This window comes from Streptomyces sp. NBC_00872, from assembly GCF_045161915.1.
Taxonomy (GTDB): domain Bacteria; phylum Actinomycetota; class Actinomycetes; order Streptomycetales; family Streptomycetaceae; genus Streptomyces.
This window is the reverse complement of sequence record NZ_CP108806.1, coordinates 3,369,623-3,385,812: the sequence shown is the minus strand read 5'-3', so window position 1 is coordinate 3,385,812 and position 16,190 is coordinate 3,369,623. Positions and strand designations below refer to the sequence as shown.

Below are 16,190 nucleotides of genomic sequence, written 5' to 3'. Positions count from 1 at the left end.
GGTGGTCCTGCTCCACCGGAGGCAGGTAGGTGCTCGGTTTCCTCAGGTGCGCTTTCACGTGTCCCCCTTCGCGACGGCCGGGACAGGTCCTGACGGTCCTCGGGTCTCTGAGAGGCCAAGCCAATCGTGCGAACAGCAACGGATCCACGGCGCATTCAGTTCGCGAATACGCATACCCGCAAAGCGCATACGCGTCGGCAAGGAGAGGTGACATGCTGCCTACTGTGATGACATCGAACAACATCGACTGGCACGCGCACGGAGACCTCAAGGACGCGAGTCGGGAAGGCGACTTCGGATTGGTCATCAGACGGGCAAGGCGTGTCCGCGGCATGAATCAATCGCAATTCGCCAAGCTGTGCGGATTAACCCAGTCCGCCGTCTCGCGACTGGAAAACAGTCACACCGGCGCGTACAACATGACCACCCTGGCAAACGCCGCGACAGCCCTGGGACTCCCCTTTGAACTGGTCGGCCTGGCCAGCCAGCACTCGAACGGAATCCCTCCCGTGGAACGTCGCGAATTCCTTGCCGGCGGCTTGGCGGTAGCAGCGGCTCCGTTGATCTGCTCGCCACCGGCCCGGCTCACGGACGGAGACTCCTCTCCGGCCGCCGGCCTGCGCGTGGTTACCTCGTCGTATCGGCGACTCGACGCGACCACGGTCTCAAGTGATCTTGCCGATGCGGTACATGCGCACCTTCGGCTCATCCAAAGCATCGCTCAGACGTCCTCGGACGCGTTCCAGCGCGCTCGCATGGCCTCCGTCGGCAGCGAGGCCGCAAGTTTCGCCGCTTGGCTCGCGTGGGACATGGCGGACTACGGTTCCGCACGTCGCTGGTACGGCTCCTCCGTCAAGGCCGCGCACGCCTCCGGAGACATGCTCCTCACTGCCTACCAGACCGGTAGCCTGGCAAGTTTCGAGGCCGACACAGGCACCCCGCACGAAGCCTTGAGACTGGTCACCGAAGCCCGCCGCCACCTCGGAACCGATGTTCCTCTTCTCGCCGCTGCCTGGCTGGCATCGATCGAAGCCCTCGCCCACGCCGGCAACGGCGACCGCACCGCGTGTGAACGGGCTCTCCGTGCCTGTGAGCGACATGCGAACGCCATGTCCGAGGCCGATCCCGTCGCCTGGCCCTGGATTTTCGCATTCGATGAACGCAAGATCGCCGCGTGTCGCGTCACCTGCGCCGCGCGTCTCGCTTCAACACAACGGATCCGGGTATCGGAGGACGACATCGCCGTGGCGCTCAGTAACGGCAACGACAAGCAGCGGGCGCTGCTGACCATAGACGTTGCCACCGGCCATCTGCGGTCCGGGGACGTCGACATGGCCTTCACACTCGCATCACGAGCCCTCGGTGAGGGAATGCGTCTTCGCTCAGGAAAGATTGTGGAGAGGGCCCGTCGGCTTCGCTCCACCTACAAGGAATCGCAACGACGCGCTATCGTGCGCGAGTTCGATGCCCAGCTCCATGCGACCTATTTGTAGGAAGACAGGACCATGCGTATCGGGATTACCGGCCACCGCGGCCTGCCGTCGGATGTCGCCGCCGAAGTTCGAGCCGATCTCATCGAGCAAGCAAAAGCCCATGCAGCCGCGGAGTTCACCGCTGTCAGTTGTATCGCTGACGGCCCTGACGCATGGTGGGCACGGGCCGCACTGGACGCGGGTGCCCGGCTCGAAGTTGTCATCCCGGCCGACGAATACCGCGAGAACTTGCCCGGATGGCACCACGCCGACTACGACCAACTCCTGAGCAGTGCTGCGGACGTTCATCGCACCGGACTCACGGAGTCGACCTCGGAGGCTCATCAAGCGGGCAGCGAGATCCTCGTCGGTCTCTCCGACCATCTCCTCGCGGTGTGGGACGGCAAGCCCGCCCGAGGGTATGGAGGGACGGCCGACGTCGTCGCCTACGCGCGCCGGGTAGGTGTACCTGTAACGATCATCTGGCCTGACGGCGCATCACGCTGAGACGTGAGGGGGGCGGTCTCTCGGCCTCGGTCAAACCGGGTGCGCCGCCGAGCCGCGCCCCCCGCCCCCGCGCGCCCCCGCGAAGCTTCCTGCCGCGCGTCGGGACGTCAGTCCTCTGTGAGGCGGTCCGCCGCGTAGCCCGTTACGCAGCCGAGTACCAGGACCGCGTTGGACATCAGCAGGCCCTCCGTGGCCAGGTCCTGCCACTGGATCGACATGCTCAGGGCCTGGGCCGCCACGGGGACGGTGAAGGTCGCCAGGGCGTGCTGGAAGCGGGCGTCGCGGTAGGGCTCGTGGTGGACCCGGCCCGCGATCCAGGAGGCCAGGGCTATGCATATCGCGTTCGGGAGGTGGATCAGCGTCAGGCGGCCGAGGAACGTCTCCAGGCTGTCCTCGGACGCGAGATGGTCGTTGACCAGCGTGGCCTGGAGATACTCCGTCGCGACCAGGACGACGATGCCGGCCGCCCAGGCGCGTACGAGCGCGAAGACCGGCGCTCCGGGGCCCTCGTCCCGCTGGGCGCGCGCCCCCGGGTAGTCGTACCGCGTCATCGCCCCTCGCCTCCGAACAGATCGCCGTGCATCAAAACTCCGTGCCTCGAATCGCCGTACTGTGCTGGGGACTTCCGCTGCTGTACCGGGAGCCGCTGTAGCGGGTGCTGCTGTACTGGCTGCCGCTGGACCGGCGACTTCCGCGCCACGAAAGAGCCGCCGTGCCGCCGTACCGCCGTACCACCGTGCCCCGGGACCGGTCGGTCGGTCCCGGGGCTCAGATCACCGTGAACAGGAACACCGCCGTGAACCCGGCCGCCGCCAGTCCGCAGCCCGCCACCAGCAGTCCGTACTGCGCCACCGGTGACCAGCTCCCGCGCCCCGCGACCGTCGCGGTGCGCTCCGGGGCGGCCGGGTCGTACGCCACCGTGACCTCGCCGCCCACCTTCACCGCGCCGCTCGCCAGATCCTCGAACTCGATCGTGCGCCCGTCCTCGGGGGTGCGGAAGGAGAAGACATACCGTCGCGCGTCCGAGCGGTTGTACGGTTCGCTCTCGATCCTTATGCAGACACCGGGCGCCCGGCCGCCCGCCCGCAGCGCACGTCCCACGGCCGCCAGCCGTCGCGCGTAATGTGCCGTCAGCCACCCGAACAGCAGAATCATGCCCAGGAAAAAGACGTAGTCACCACCCGGAATCCCCATCAAAGCACCTTACTTGACCGTGATGGACTCGATGATCTTGTCCAGATCACCGCTGCCGAGCGTTCCCGTGGCCGCGTCGATCCGTACCGCGTAGGACTTCTCGGCGGAGTCGAGGCCCGCGACGATCACGCCCTGGTACCGGGTGTTCTTCTCCGTAAACCGGAAGTTGACGCGCCGGGCCTCCTCCTCGCCGTCGGGGCCCGTGACCACGATCTTCTGCTGCTTGCCCAGCGTCGAGCCGAGAGCGATGCCCGCCTCCGCGCCGATCGCCGCCTCCTCCACCGAGTCGGCGTTGGTGAAGTCGAGCTGGACGGTGATCATTCCGACGGACTTGCCGCCCTCGGTGAGGGTGGCCGCCGCCGCGTTGTACTCGCTGCGCTCGGTGTCGCTCTGCGGGGCGAAGGCGGGCGGGTACGCGACCGTGACCGAGGACGTCGTGAGTGTGTCCCAGCCCTCGGGGACCACGCCGGCGTCCGTGTCCGTCGTACCGCATCCGGCCGTCAGCAGGACGGCGGCGGACGCGACGACGGATACGGCGGCGGACGCGACGGCTCTGGTCCTGGCCGCCATGGTCCCGGACGCCACGGCTCTGGCCCCGGCCGCCATGGTTTCGGCCCCCGACCGCCGTCGGACCGCCGCCGTCTTCTCGCTGATCGTGCTGGTCATCACGTGGGTGCTCCTGTCGCCGGCGGGTCAGTTCGCACAGTAGCTGTACGGGAGATAGCTGCGGCTGCCCCCATGGGGCGCCCCGAGGAACTGGGCCTGGTCGAGCGTCTCCTCCTTCTTCTCGGTCGAGACCGAGAAGCCGAGGCTGAGCCCGAGGTTCAGCTCGAAGCCGTACTCGGCCGCGTCCGTCCGGCCGGTGTAGGTCGTCCGGCTGGAGAGACCCTCGTCGAAGAGCAGTTGCCCGAACGGGTCGTCGTCACCCGGGCGCTTCGTCGGCGCGTGGTCGTCGAACATGTACGTGAAGGGCGCGGCGTTGTCGCCATGGCCGTCCAGCCACTCCTGGGCGATCCGGCGCTGCTCGTCGCCGTCGCTGCCCGGCGGGATGACGACGGAGTTGGTGACGACCTCGATACCGGTGCTCTGGTCGCTGCCCTTCGCGCCGCCGCTGCCGCCGCGCTTGTCGTCACCGCTCTTACCGTTGTCGCCGCCCAGCTTCGCGCCGTCCTTGGTGGCACCCTTCTCCACCGTGCGGGTCATGTCGATCCGCAGCAGCTCACCGGTCTTCTTGTCGTGGGTGACGGTGATCGTGCCGGTCCGGGTGGTGGAGCCGGAGGACTCGCCGCTCAGGGGCCCGGCCTCGTAACCGATCCTGCCGCCGTACTCGACGGCCGCGCTGTACGTGTACGCCTTGGTGCCCTTGAAGTCGTTGTCCGTCCAGGTCACCTCGGGGGAGAACTTGAAGTTGCCGCCGAGGGTGCCGCTCAGCTTCTTCTCGTCGCCCGCCGACAGCTTGAGCCCGCCGGCCGCGCTGGCCTCCAGGCCGACCTTGCCGTAGCTGATGTGGCGGTTGCCGAGCTTCTCCTCTATACGGTCGCGCAGCTTCTCCTCCTCGGCCATCGGGCCCTTGCCGAAGAGGTAGAGGATGCTGTTGCCGAGGCCTCCGCCACGGGAGTTGCTGTTCCGGTTGGCAAGCTCGTAGGTCTTCAGGGACTCGATGTCGTCGCGGAAGGCGGCGGCGTCCTCCTCGCTGTCGAAGACCCAGGTGTCACCGTTGGTGACCTTGATCCCCGCACCGAGCTCCACCTTGTCGGCGCCGAACTTGCCGATCTTCGCGCCCGGTTTCCAGTCCTTCTTGGCGGCGACGGAGGCGGCGTCGGTGAAGGTCATCATCACCTGCTGGTCGTTGACATCGACCTTGCCGTCCTTGTTCACATCGGTGTTCGCCTGAAAGGTCGTCTGCTGGAAGCCGTACTCCTCGCCCCACTCGATGAAGAGGACCTTGGCCTTCGCGCCGGCCTTGTCGCTGACCGAGGAGATCTGGCAGAGCGGCGGCTCGTAGTCGGCGTCGGTCCTGGGCTGGGCGCTGTCGTCGGTACCGTCACCGCCCCTGCCGCAGGGGCCGTTGAACGACACCAGACAGCGCAGCTCGGCGGCGATGGTCTCGTCGACACCGGTGCCGACCATCGCGCCCGCGATAGCGGCCACGACCACGATCACACCCGCGTACTCGGTGGCCGTGGCGCCCCGGTCGTGTCTGCGGCCCCGTACCCGGCGGGCGGACGGCTCCGGACGCGAGTCCGGGCCCGAGTCCGGGCCGTGGTCCCGGCGCTGGACCCGGGCCCCGCCTTTGACCGGTTGCGGGCCCCGGCGCTGATTCCGAAGCCCGACCGGGCCCCGTTCCTGACTCAGGCCCGGACCTCGCTCCGCGTCCCGTCTCATCCGACGTCCCCGTCCCGTCCCCCTCGGCGCCGCGCGCCATTCGCACGCGGAATCGGAATGGGAGCGTACGAGTGTGGGCAGAGCGGGGGCGTGGGTCCGTGGGCCCAACCCGGGCCCAAAGTGGCGGGATTGGATGCGGAATTCGGCCGAATGGAATATTTCTTGAAACGTGGGTGAACAGGTGACTGCTTCGCCCGAGTTTGCCGGTGCTTGCCACCGGGGAACGGTGTCACCGGTATCTGATAGGTGTTCTCTGCGCCGTACGACGTGGATAAAGTGCTGGGGCAGAAGCACGGAGCAGGAGAGATCTGCGGTCGCCGGGACTCCGACGGCCGGAGCCGAACGGGGAACCAGCGTGCCGACCGCGATCGCAGTCACCAGTCCCGATCTGGTGCTACCACCGACGGACCATCAGACGCCCACCGCGGCGCTGCTACAGTCGCCCGACGCCCAGCCCCTGGACGCCGCGCTCGCCGATATGCAGGTGCTCGTGGAGCAGCACGGCTATGTCGTCGGGCTCTACCCGGCATCGATCCCGGCGGCTCATGAACGGCGGCTGCACACGGTCAGGTCCGTCCTGGAGAGTGACCGGATCGCCCTGATCAAGCTCGATCTGCCGCCGCTCGGTGTAGCCGTACTGGTGCGCCAGCTACGGCAGTTGTCGATCTCCGGTTTCAGTGCCGGGGTCGTCGCCTCCGCCGCCCGGCTGCTCTCGCACTACATCTACTCCGGAGCGCTGCTCAACTCCGTCGCCAAGCTCGACCGGGTGCCGGTGAGCCTCAAGTCCCATGCCAAGTCATGGGTGCCGGGCTCCCAGTTCGGTGTCCTCGCCAACCCGGAACCTCAATTGATCAAGGTTGGCAGCGGCGAACTGACCGGTCCGGACTTCAGCACTCAACTGATGGTCGGAAAGGGGCAGTTGCAGTCGGACTGGGTGACAGCCACGCTCGCACCCGCCTGGCGGATCCAGGGAATTCAGGAGATCTCGCTTCTGGCCGATTCGCCGCGTTGGTGGGGAACCGCCAAAATGATCGAGTTCGCCGCTTTCCTTCCGGACATCTCCGTTCTCTATCAGTTGGTTTCCTCCGTCCGGCGCGAGGTGTGTTCCTGGTGCGGTATCGAACTGATAGGTGACCGCTGCGGATTCTGCTCGGCGCCGCTCAACCCGCCGGAGAACCAAGGCCGCGCGTCCGGTGTCCTGAACCAGGGAGCGCCTATCCAGCACGGATCGTGAATCCGCGAGCGCCGGCGGGTCCCCGGGACCGGCCGCGAAGGCTCCCCGGGCCCCGGGCCCTCACCCGCGGGCCGTCCCGTACATCATGGGTCCTCGGTCGCGGTCCGGCAGTCGCGGACCGCGGGCCGGAGGCCGTCCACAGCTCAACAGGTCCCCGCACGCAGCACGCCGTCAACGCTCAGCACATCCTCAACGTCCAGCACATCGTCAACGCCCAGTACGCCGTCAATGCTCAGTACGCCGTCAACGCACAACAGGCTCCACACTCAGCAGGCCGTGGTCCACAGGTCGTCAGTCGCAGGCTCCCGCCCAGGGCCCCTACCCACCGACTCTCACTCTCACGTCTCCGAACGAGGTTGTCCCGCTCATGAATTCACGGCAACGCCGCGGCGTCATACTTCTTCTTCTCTCGGTGCTCTGCGCCTTCGCCGCCTTCGCCGGTGTCCTCTCGGTGATCAGCGATGTGAATTCGAAGGTCGGCCCCGAGGTCGCCGCGTACCGGCTGAAAGAGGACGTGGCGCCGTACACACCGCTCCAGGTGAACCAGTTCGAGAAGATCACCATGCCCAAGCGGTGGCTCTCCGACAACGCGGTGACCGATCTGGCCGTCGTCAGCGGGAAGATCGCCGTCAACCAGCTCAAAAAGGGCTCGCTGCTCCAGGACGACATGATCGTCAAGCGGCCCGCGCTCGCCAATGACGAGCAGGAGATCGCCATCATGATCGACGCGGCGACCGGGGTCGCCGGCAAGATCACCCCCGGCGATCTGGTCAATATCTTCGCCACCTTCGCCGCCGACAACGAGGGCGCGCAGGCCCAGTCCCGGATCATCGTCCCCAACGCCAAGGTCATCGACGTCGGCCGGCTCACCGCGCTGGAACCGGACGAGAACGACAGGAACCGCAGCGCGGTCAAGCAGGCCGTGCCGATCACCTTCGCGCTGAAGACCAAGGACGCCCAGCGCGTCGCGTACGCCGAGTCCTTCGCCCAGCACGTACGGCTCGCGCTCCTCGCCGACGGCAGCCCGACCACGCTGCGCCCCGGGGAGAGCACCTACACCCTCGAAGGGGACAAGTGAGGGACGAATGACGACCAGAATCCTCCCGGTCGTCGGCGACGCCGACGCCGCACGGTCCATCACCACCCTGCTCAGCCAGCTTCCCGAAGCGGAGCCCGCCGCGCCGGTCGGTGACTCGACCTCCCTGATCGACACCCTGGGGCGGCTGGCGGCCGAGTCGATCGACGAACTGCCCGAGGTCGTGCTGGTCCATGAACGGATCGGTCCCGTACCGGCACTCGAACTGATCCGGGAGGTGGCCCTCCGTTTCCCCGCCGTCGGGGTCATCCTGGTCACCACGGACGCGGGCCCCGGTCTGTTCTCGGCCGCGATGGACGCGGGCGCCCGCGGCCTGGTCGGGCTGCCGCTCTCGTACGAGGAACTGGCCCAGCGCGTCGCGGCCGCGGCCGGCTGGTCGGTGGGGGTGCGGCGCCATCTCGGGCAGGGCGGCGACGTGTTCACCGGCCCCGGCGGCACGGTGATCACCGTCAGCGGCTCGAAGGGCGGTGTCGGTACGACCCTCATAGCGGTTCAGCTCGCCCTGGCGGCCAGGGCGTCGGGCATGAACACCGCCCTCGCCGATCTGGATCTCCAGGCCGGGGACGTCGCCTCGTACCTCGATGTGCAGTTCCGCCGGTCGATCGTGGACCTCGCCACCATCCAGGACATATCTCCCCGGGTGCTCCAGGACGCGGTCTTCGTCCATCCGAGCGGTATCGGTCTGCTGCTGGCACCGGGGGAGGGGGAGCGGGGCGAGGAGGTCAACGAACGGTCCGTGCGGCAGATCGTCAGCGCGCTGCGCAACCGCTACGAGGTCGTCGTCATCGACTGCGGTACCCAGATGAACAGCGCGAACGCGGCGGCGATCGAGATGGCCGACACCACACTGCTGGTCACCACGCCCGATGTGGTCTCGGTCCGGGCGGCCAAGCGCATGGTGCGGCTCTGGGACCGGCTCCAGATCCGCAAGGCGGAGGAGACCGTGTCGGTCGTCAACCGCCACACCAGGAACACCGAGATCCAGCCGCCGCTGATCGAGCGCATCACCGGCACAAGGGTCTCCAAGGTGGTGATCCCGGCCAATTTCAAGGAGTTGCAGTCGGCGGTCGACGCGGGCCGGATGCAGGACCTGGAGTCCAAGTCCACGGTCAAGCAGGCCATGTGGGGACTGGCGGGCGAACTGGGTCTGGTGAAGGTGCCCGAAGGCAGCGAGAAACAAGGCAAGTTCAAGGGAGACCGCGGATCGGTCGGGACCCTTCGCGGACGATCGAAGCCGTAGGACCGACGAGTCGGAGGGGGCACGTTGAACCATGAATGTCATAGGAAGAGCAGCCGGACAGTACGGAGAGGGCCCCGAGCCGCGGCCGGGTGACCGGTCGTACGACGACCGGGGCCAGGCCGCGATCGAGTTCACGGGGATGGTCCCGATCATCCTGGCCACGGTGATCCTGCTCTGGGAGGCGGCGCTGGTCGGCTACACGTTCTCGCTCGCGGGGAACGCGGCGGACGAGGCCGTGCGGGCCGCGACGGTCGCGGTGCCGGGTACGAGGGTCGCGGAGTGCACCGACGCCGCCGAGAACAATCTGCCGGGGCCCTGGAACCTTCAGGACGTCGACTGCCAGGCCGAGGGCGATCTGGTCGAGGTGGATCTCACACTCGACCTTCCGCTGTTCTTTCCCGGCGTCAACATCCCGATCAATGTCCCCGCCCACGCCTCCGCGGTGAGGGAGAGCTGACCATGCGGACCATGTGGACCACAGGCAAGCGCGCGGCGCGCGGCGAGGGCGGGCGGGGCCAGGCGGCCATCGAGTACGTCGGTGTGATCGTCCTGCTGCTCTTCGTGGCCCTCGCCGCCATTCAGCTCGGGATCGCCGCGTACGCCGTACAGCAGGCGGGTACGGCATCGCGGGCCGCCGCGCGTGCCGCGTCGTACGACGAGGCGACGACGGACCCGCAGACGGCCGGCGAGGCCGCCGTGAGCGACTGGCTGGACGTCACCATCGACCCGCCGTCGTCGGCCGGCGACGAGATCACGGCCACCGCGCGGATAGAGATTCCGGCGATCCTGCCGGTCTTCGAATTCCCCGACGCCGAGAGGAGCACCACGATGCCCCTCGACTGACGGACGGGACGGGCCGGGCCGTACGTACGGCGGCACCGAACCCGCACAGCAGAGCACACGAGATCGCACCAGCACACCAGAGCACACCAGCAGAACCTGGGAGTTGAGGACATGAGCCTGCGGGCGCGCATCAACAGCCCCGAGCCGACGAACGGGCACAGCGAGGAGAGTCTCCTCGTCGGGGTCTACCGCGCCAAGCTCCTGGAGGAGATCGACCTCGCGGAGATGTCCGCGCTCGCCGCGGCGGAGCGCCGGGCCCGGCTGGAACGGGTCCTGAGCCACATCATCAGCAGGGAGGGCCCGGTCCTCTCGACCGTGGAACGCTCCCAGCTGATCCGCCGGGTGGTGGACGAGGCCCTCGGCCTCGGCATCCTGGAGCCGCTGCTCGAAGACGCCTCCATCAGCGAGATCATGGTCAACGGCGCGGAGCAGGTCTTCGTCGAGCGCGGTGGCCGGCTGGAGATGCTGCCGATGCGGTTCACCTCCAACGAGCAGCTCATGCAGACCATCGAGCGCATCGTCTCCACCGTCAACCGCCGTGTGGACGAGGCGAATCCCATGGTGGACGCCCGTCTCCCGTCCGGCGAGCGTGTCAACGTGATCATCCCGCCGCTCTCGCTGACCGGGCCGATCCTCACCATCCGGCGCTTCCCGAGGGCCTTCACCCTCCAGGAGATGATCAGTCTCGGCTCGCTCGACGAGCAGATGATGGTCCTGCTGGCCGGGCTGGTGCGGGCGAAGTTCAATGTGATCGTCTCCGGGGCCACCGGCACCGGCAAGACGACCTTGCTGAACTCGCTCTCCGGACTGATCCCCAACGGCGAGCGCATCGTCACCATCGAGGACTCCGCGGAGCTCCAGCTCCAGCAGTCCCATGTGATCACGCTGGAGAGCCGGCCCGCGAACGTCGAGGGCAAGGGCCAGGTCACCATCCGCGATCTCGTACGCAACTCCCTGCGTATGCGCCCCGACCGCATCATCGTCGGTGAGGTCCGCGGCGGGGAGACGCTCGACATGCTCCAGGCGATGTCCACCGGTCACGACGGCTCGCTCGCCACCGTCCACGCCAACAGCGCCGAGGACGCGCTGATGCGACTCCAGACCCTGGCCTCCATGTCGGAGGTCGAGATCCCGTTCGTGGCGATCAAGGACCAGATCAACAGCGCCGTCGATGTCATCGTGCAGCTCACCCGGCACGCGGACGGCTCGCGCCGGGTCACCGAGATCGCCATCGTCGACTCGCACGGCCGCGAGGAGTACCGGATCGTCTCCGTCTGCCGTTTTCTCGCCCAGCCGATGGCCACGGACGGCAGGATCTACGGGAAGTTCGAGTACTACCCGCTGCCCCGCAGGATCGCCGAACGCCTCTATCTGAAGAGCGAACCCGTGCCACCGGCCTTCGGGGTCGCCGATTCGGAGGAGAAGCTGGCCGTAAGGAAGACGGCGGCCTGACAACGCTGCCGTACCCCGCACCCGCCGCCCCCCGCACCCGTCCCGCCTCCCCCGAACCCGTCCCCTTCCCGCTTCCATCCCCGTCCATCGAGAAGGTCCCCGCACGACATGGATAATCTCCCGCTCCTGACGATCGGCGTCACGCTGCTCACCTGTGTGTTCGCCGTCATCGGCGTGCACGTCTACTCGTCGGGCAAGGCCCAGCGGGAGGCGCTCGTCGAGCGCATGTCCCACACGGGACAGATCGCGAACGTGACCGGCCGGCGCCGTCGCTTCACCGGTGTCGACCGCCAGCTGCGCACCACCAAGCTGGGCAAGCGCATCGAACGCAAGATCGCCGCCACCGGCCTCGATCTGACACCGGGCGAGTACGTCGTCTATGTGGTGGCCGGTCTGCTCGCCCTGTACTTCGTCGTCGGCGCGATATTCGCCCCGTACTTCGGCGTACTGGCGGCGCTGACCGGTGTGTGGGGCGGCAACGCCTTCCTCAACTGGCAGCGGACGAAGCGTACGGAAGCCTTCATCAGCCAGCTCCCCGAACTGACCCGCGTCCTCGCCAACGCCACCCAGGCGGGGCTCGCGATGCGTACGGCACTGGCGATGGCGGCGGAGGAACTCGACAACCCCGCGGGCGAGGAACTGCGCCGGGTCGCCGACCAGCTCGCCATCGGCCACTCCCTGGACGACGCGCTCGGTGAACTCGCCGACCGCCTCCCGTCCCGCGAACTGGTCGTCCTGGTCACCACCCTGGTCCTTTCCAGCCGCGCCGGCGGCCAGGTCGTCACCTCCCTGCGGAACCTCACGGAGACCCTGGAGGAACGCAAGGAGACCCGCCGGGAGGTCACGACGATGCTCTCGCAGGTCAAGGTCACCGCGCTCGCGGTCCCGCTGCTGGGACTCGGCTTCCTGCTGATGATCAACGCGACGACACCCGGCGCGCTGGACAAGATGACGGGCTCGGTACTGGGCCAGTTCGGCACCGGCATCGCGTTCGCCCTGTACGCCGTCGGCTATCTCCTGATCGGGCGTCTGTCCCGGGTCCAGGTCTGAGGCGGGAGAAGAGAGATGACAGGACTTCTGCTCGCACTCGCCGTGGGACTCGCCGTTTACGGCGCCTTCCACGGCATCCGTATGTACCGCGCGGACGCCCGCCTTCCGGGAGATCTGGCGCTCGCCCTGGAGGTCGGCGCCACCCGTACGACCGCAGTGGGATCCGGTATCGACCGGCTCGGTATGCGCTGGGCACCCAGCGTGCTCAGCATGATGGGCCCGAAGAGGGTCGAGGCCCTGCGCCGCCGGCTGGACATGGCGGGCAACCCGGGCGGTATGACGGTCGACCGCTTCGCCGCCCGCAGGGCCGTCTACGGAGCCCTGGGCGCGCTCGCGGCGCTCGCGATGGTCTCCCGGGGACAGACCGTGATAGCCGTGGTCGCCCTCGCGTACGGTCTGGTCTGGCCCGATGTGATCATCCGGGCCGCCATCCGCAGGCGCAAGTCGGACATCGAGCGCACTCTGCCCGACTTCCTGGACGTTCTCGCCGTCGTCGTCTCCGCCGGACTCGGCTTCCGTCAGGCGCTGGAGCGTGTCGCGGACAAGTACACCGGTCCCTGGTCCGATGAACTCAGCATCACCCTGCGCCAGATGGACATGGGCGTCAGCCGCCGCGAGGCCTTCGAGCAGTTGCGCAAGCGCAACGCGTCGGAGCAGGTGTCGATGTTCGTCACGGCGCTCCAGCAGGGCGAGGAACTGGGCGCCCCCATCGTCGACACACTGATCCAGATCGCCAACGACATGCGCCGCGCGGACGCCCAGAACGCCCGCCGCAGCGCCGCCCAGGCGGTACCGAAGAGCACACTCGTGGTGACCATGGTGATGCTGCCCGCCACCATGATCCTGATCGTCCTGAGCTTCTACTACGGCTCCAACGTCGACTTCGGGAGCATTCTCTCCGGGTGATCCGACAGGGCGTCACCTCATAGCCGTCCGTACCACCCGACCGCGCCATCCGTCCGCAACCCGACCGCACTCGTCCGAAGGGGAGGTGATCTCCATGGGTCAGAAGACACTCACACTCACAGGCGGAAACACCAATGAGATGCCGCGCTCGGCCACGGCGGCCCCGAACCACGTGCCCTCGCTCCCGATCCAGGTCAACGCCCTTCAGGCGCTGTGCCGTCAGGTCTTCGGCTTCCGGCTGGCGATGATCGCGCTCGCCGCCCCCTTCGCCCTGGCCCGTACCGCGCCGGGCCTCGCGACCTGGCTCGTGGGCTCGGCCGTGCTCGTGACCTTCATGCTCTCCTACGTCCTGCTGCGCGACTGGGAGCGCTTCGGGCCCGTCCTGCTGCGGCACCCCGTTCTTCTCGCCGTCGACATGTTCTTCGGCGCGCTGCTGCTCATCACGGCGTCGCCGGACTCGACACTCGCCTATGTCACCATCTGCACCCCGCTGCTCGCGGGACTGGTCTACGGCTGGCGCGGCGCAGCGCTCTTCGCCGTGCTCCAGTCGCTGATCGTGGCCGCCGCGTATGTCGTCAACAGCGACGCGGACGCAGGCTTCAACGCCCTGCTCCTGCCGGGCCTCTGCGTGATCGCGGGCGCGATCGGCAGTACGTTGCGCAGTCTGATGCTGGGCTTCGGCACCGCCAGCCATGCCCTGACCGAGGCCCGCGCCCGGCTCGCGGTGCACGGCGCGGTCGAGGAGGAACGAGCGCGGCTGGCCCGGGAGATGCATGACTCGGTGGCCAAGACGCTCCACGGTCTGGCCATGGCGGCGGACGGTCTGGCGCATTCGGCGGACCGTATGGATCCCCTCACCGTCAAGCACCAGGCGGAGCTGGTGGCACGCTCCGCCCGGCGCGCCGCCGCCGAGTCACGGGAGCTGCTCTCCGATCTGCGGCGTGAATCGGGGCTGGACGGCGGGGTGGACGTACTGACCGAACTGCGCTCCCGCACCGAGGACTTCGCCCGCCGGCACAGCGTCGAGGCGACCTTCGGGCTGATCGGCGAGGTGTCCGTACCGCCCATTCCGCACGCCGTCGCCCGGCACGCCCTGACGATCGCCAGCGAGGCGATGGAGAACGCGCACCGTCACGCGAATCCGACGTATGTGAATGTCTCGGCCGGGGTGGTCCGCGATCTGCTGCGGATCAGCGTGTACGACGACGGGAACGGTCTGCCGCCCGGCACGACCCTCAACGACCTGCGCCGGGCGGGCCACTTCGGTCTGGTCGGCATGGTCGAGCGGGCGGCGTCCATCGGAGCGCGGATCCGGATCGGCAAGGGCCGTGCCGCGAAGGGCACGGAGGTGCGTCTGGAACTGCCGCTCACCGCTCTGCGACCTACCCATGAGGGCCAGTGGACCCCGCATCCCGCCCCACAACTGAACTGACGCCGAAGGATCCACGTACCGCACAGCACAGATCCCATCCACCGTCCCCATACACCTTGAGAGGAGGCCGCAGCCATGCCGGACGACATCTCCAGAAGCTCCGGGCAGCACTGGACACAGCAGTCCCATGTGTCCCAGCACACGTCCTCGCACGCCACACCGCTCAGCTCGGAACACACCGCGGGAGTCCCCACCGCCGGGCCGCCCGCGGCATCCGGAGAACTCCCCGACTTCCCCCTGACACCGCCGACCGCGCCGCCGATGCGCGTCGTGGTCGCCGACGACAACCCGGTGGTACGGGCGGGGCTCACCGTCCTGCTCTCCGGACGTGACGACCTGGAAGTCGTCGCGGAGGCCTCGGACGGCCGCCAGGCGTACGAACAGGCCGTACAGCACCGCCCCGATGTCATTCTGCTGGACGTACGGATGCCGGGGGTCGACGGGATCTCCGCGCTGCCGCATCTGGTGCGGCTGGCACCGGTCCTGATGATGACGTACAGCCGTGAGAGCGAGATCGTCCACGAGGCGCTGAGGCTGGGCGCGGGCGGTTATCTCGTCCACGGCGAGTTCACGGCCGACCAACTGGTCCACGCGGTACGGGACATCAAGCAGGGCCGCGCCCACTTCACCTACTCCGCCTCCAGCGCGCTGCTGGCGACGGTACGCAACGGCACCGGGCCCGACGGCGGGCCGGCGCGTCTGCCGGAGGGTCTGGGCACGGCGTTCACGGGCTCGGGCTATCTGCCCGCGGTCCAGATTCAACCATCTGCACCTGCACATGCCACGATGCCGGGCCAGCTGCCGCCGTTCCCGGCAACCCAGGCCCAGCCAGGGAACGTTGACCAAGGATTGAATTCACAACAATCTTCTTCGGGGTCTTTGCTTTCGCAAGCTGGTGTGGGACATTCTTCTCAGGGACAGCAGACAGCGCTCCCTGAGGGGCTGTACTCCGAACTGAGCCAGCGGGAGGTGGAGATCATGGATCTGATCGCGTCGGGCATGACCAATCAGCAGATCGCCGCCGCCTGCTTCATCAGCCAGAAGACCGTCAAGAACCACATCAACCGCATCTTCGCCAAGCTGAACGCGGGCAGCCGCGGTGAGGCCATCGCCCTCTGGCACGGGATCACCCGGGGGAGGTCGGCCGACCATGGCTGAGCGCATGGGGGACTCCCGGGACTCCCGGGGCACGCGGACACCGGAGGGCAGGGCCCAATCCCCGTATTGGGCCCGCGGTTGGGCCCTGAGGCCCATGGCGGGGGATGCCTCCCCGGCGTACTTTTCTCATGTCGCCAGCGACACCGGCCAGGAGGAAGTCGGAAGCGCGAACGACATCAAAGACTCGTACGAGTCGGCCGGTAGACGGCCGGCCGACACCG

General features: G+C 68.0%; 16 protein-coding genes. 12 read left to right on the top strand and 4 right to left on the bottom strand.

The features are described 5' to 3' along the window. Positions 1 to 212 precede the first annotated feature (212 nt). A complete protein-coding gene (locus tag OG214_RS14325; RefSeq protein ID WP_405984944.1) occupies positions 213 to 1,493 on the top strand; it encodes a helix-turn-helix domain-containing protein in 1,281 nt (426 codons plus the stop codon). Positions 1,494 to 1,505: 12 nt separating this feature from the next. Beyond that, positions 1,506 to 1,979: a hypothetical protein gene (locus OG214_RS14320; RefSeq protein ID WP_405984943.1), complete on the top strand. Its 474-nt coding sequence runs from the start codon at positions 1,506 to 1,508 to the stop codon at positions 1,977 to 1,979. A gap of 107 nt (positions 1,980 to 2,086) precedes the next feature. Here the strand turns inward: OG214_RS14320 and OG214_RS14315 are convergent, their stop codons facing one another. The 4 genes from OG214_RS14315 to OG214_RS14300 form a co-directional block, all read right to left on the bottom strand. Beyond that, positions 2,087 to 2,530 carry a hypothetical protein gene (locus OG214_RS14315; RefSeq protein WP_363079970.1) on the bottom strand — a complete coding sequence of 148 codons (444 nt, stop codon included), beginning with the start codon at positions 2,528 to 2,530 and terminating at the stop codon, positions 2,087 to 2,089. 217 nt (positions 2,531 to 2,747) lie between these two features. After that, positions 2,748 to 3,173 carry a DUF3592 domain-containing protein gene (locus OG214_RS14310; RefSeq protein ID WP_363079969.1) on the bottom strand — a complete coding sequence of 142 codons (426 nt, stop codon included), beginning with the start codon at positions 3,171 to 3,173 and terminating at the stop codon, positions 2,748 to 2,750. A gap of 9 nt (positions 3,174 to 3,182) precedes the next feature. Further along, the gene (locus OG214_RS14305) at positions 3,183 to 3,839 is read right to left on the bottom strand and encodes a hypothetical protein (protein WP_405984942.1); all 657 of its coding nucleotides are present in this window, start codon (positions 3,837 to 3,839) and stop codon (positions 3,183 to 3,185) included. Positions 3,840 to 3,866: 27 nt separating this feature from the next. Next, a complete protein-coding gene (locus OG214_RS14300; protein WP_405984941.1) occupies positions 3,867 to 5,324 on the bottom strand; it encodes a hypothetical protein in 1,458 nt (485 codons plus the stop codon). Between the two features lie 589 nt (positions 5,325 to 5,913). On the opposite strand from OG214_RS14300, the gene OG214_RS14295 reads away from it, so the two are divergent. The 10 genes from OG214_RS14295 (at position 5,914) to OG214_RS14250 (ending at position 15,969) form a co-directional block, all read left to right on the top strand. Further along, entirely contained in the window at positions 5,914 to 6,792 is an 879-nt protein-coding gene (locus OG214_RS14295) for a hypothetical protein (protein WP_363079966.1), read from the top strand. A 367-nt stretch (positions 6,793 to 7,159) separates the two neighbouring features. Further along, positions 7,160 to 7,870 (top strand): Flp pilus assembly protein CpaB, encoded by a 711-nt coding sequence (gene cpaB, locus OG214_RS14290; RefSeq protein ID WP_363079965.1) that lies wholly within the window; start codon positions 7,160 to 7,162, stop codon positions 7,868 to 7,870. A gap of 7 nt (positions 7,871 to 7,877) precedes the next feature. Beyond that, positions 7,878 to 9,128: an AAA family ATPase gene (locus OG214_RS14285; protein ID WP_363079964.1), complete on the top strand. Its 1,251-nt coding sequence runs from the start codon at positions 7,878 to 7,880 to the stop codon at positions 9,126 to 9,128. Positions 9,129 to 9,159: 31 nt separating this feature from the next. Beyond that, positions 9,160 to 9,585: a TadE family protein gene (locus OG214_RS14280; RefSeq protein WP_363079963.1), complete on the top strand. Its 426-nt coding sequence runs from the start codon at positions 9,160 to 9,162 to the stop codon at positions 9,583 to 9,585. Between the two features lie 2 nt (positions 9,586 to 9,587). After that, positions 9,588 to 9,971, top strand: coding sequence for a TadE family protein (locus tag OG214_RS14275; protein ID WP_363079962.1), 384 nt, complete (start codon positions 9,588 to 9,590; stop codon positions 9,969 to 9,971). A 111-nt stretch (positions 9,972 to 10,082) separates the two neighbouring features. Next, positions 10,083 to 11,423, top strand: a complete 1,341-nt coding sequence (locus tag OG214_RS14270; RefSeq protein ID WP_363079961.1) for a CpaF family protein — start codon at positions 10,083 to 10,085, stop codon at positions 11,421 to 11,423. 108 nt (positions 11,424 to 11,531) lie between these two features. Continuing rightward, the gene (locus OG214_RS14265) at positions 11,532 to 12,473 is read left to right on the top strand and encodes a type II secretion system F family protein (RefSeq protein ID WP_405984940.1); all 942 of its coding nucleotides are present in this window, start codon (positions 11,532 to 11,534) and stop codon (positions 12,471 to 12,473) included. Positions 12,474 to 12,488: 15 nt separating this feature from the next. Continuing rightward, entirely contained in the window at positions 12,489 to 13,379 is an 891-nt protein-coding gene (locus tag OG214_RS14260) for a DUF5936 domain-containing protein (protein WP_363079959.1), read from the top strand. A 139-nt stretch (positions 13,380 to 13,518) separates the two neighbouring features. Further along, positions 13,519 to 14,811: a sensor histidine kinase gene (locus OG214_RS14255; RefSeq protein ID WP_405987504.1), complete on the top strand. Its 1,293-nt coding sequence runs from the start codon at positions 13,519 to 13,521 to the stop codon at positions 14,809 to 14,811. Between the two features lie 75 nt (positions 14,812 to 14,886). Continuing rightward, complete coding sequence (locus tag OG214_RS14250; RefSeq protein WP_405984939.1) at positions 14,887 to 15,969, top strand: response regulator; 1,083 nt, start codon at positions 14,887 to 14,889, stop codon at positions 15,967 to 15,969. Positions 15,970 to 16,190 lie beyond the last annotated feature (221 nt).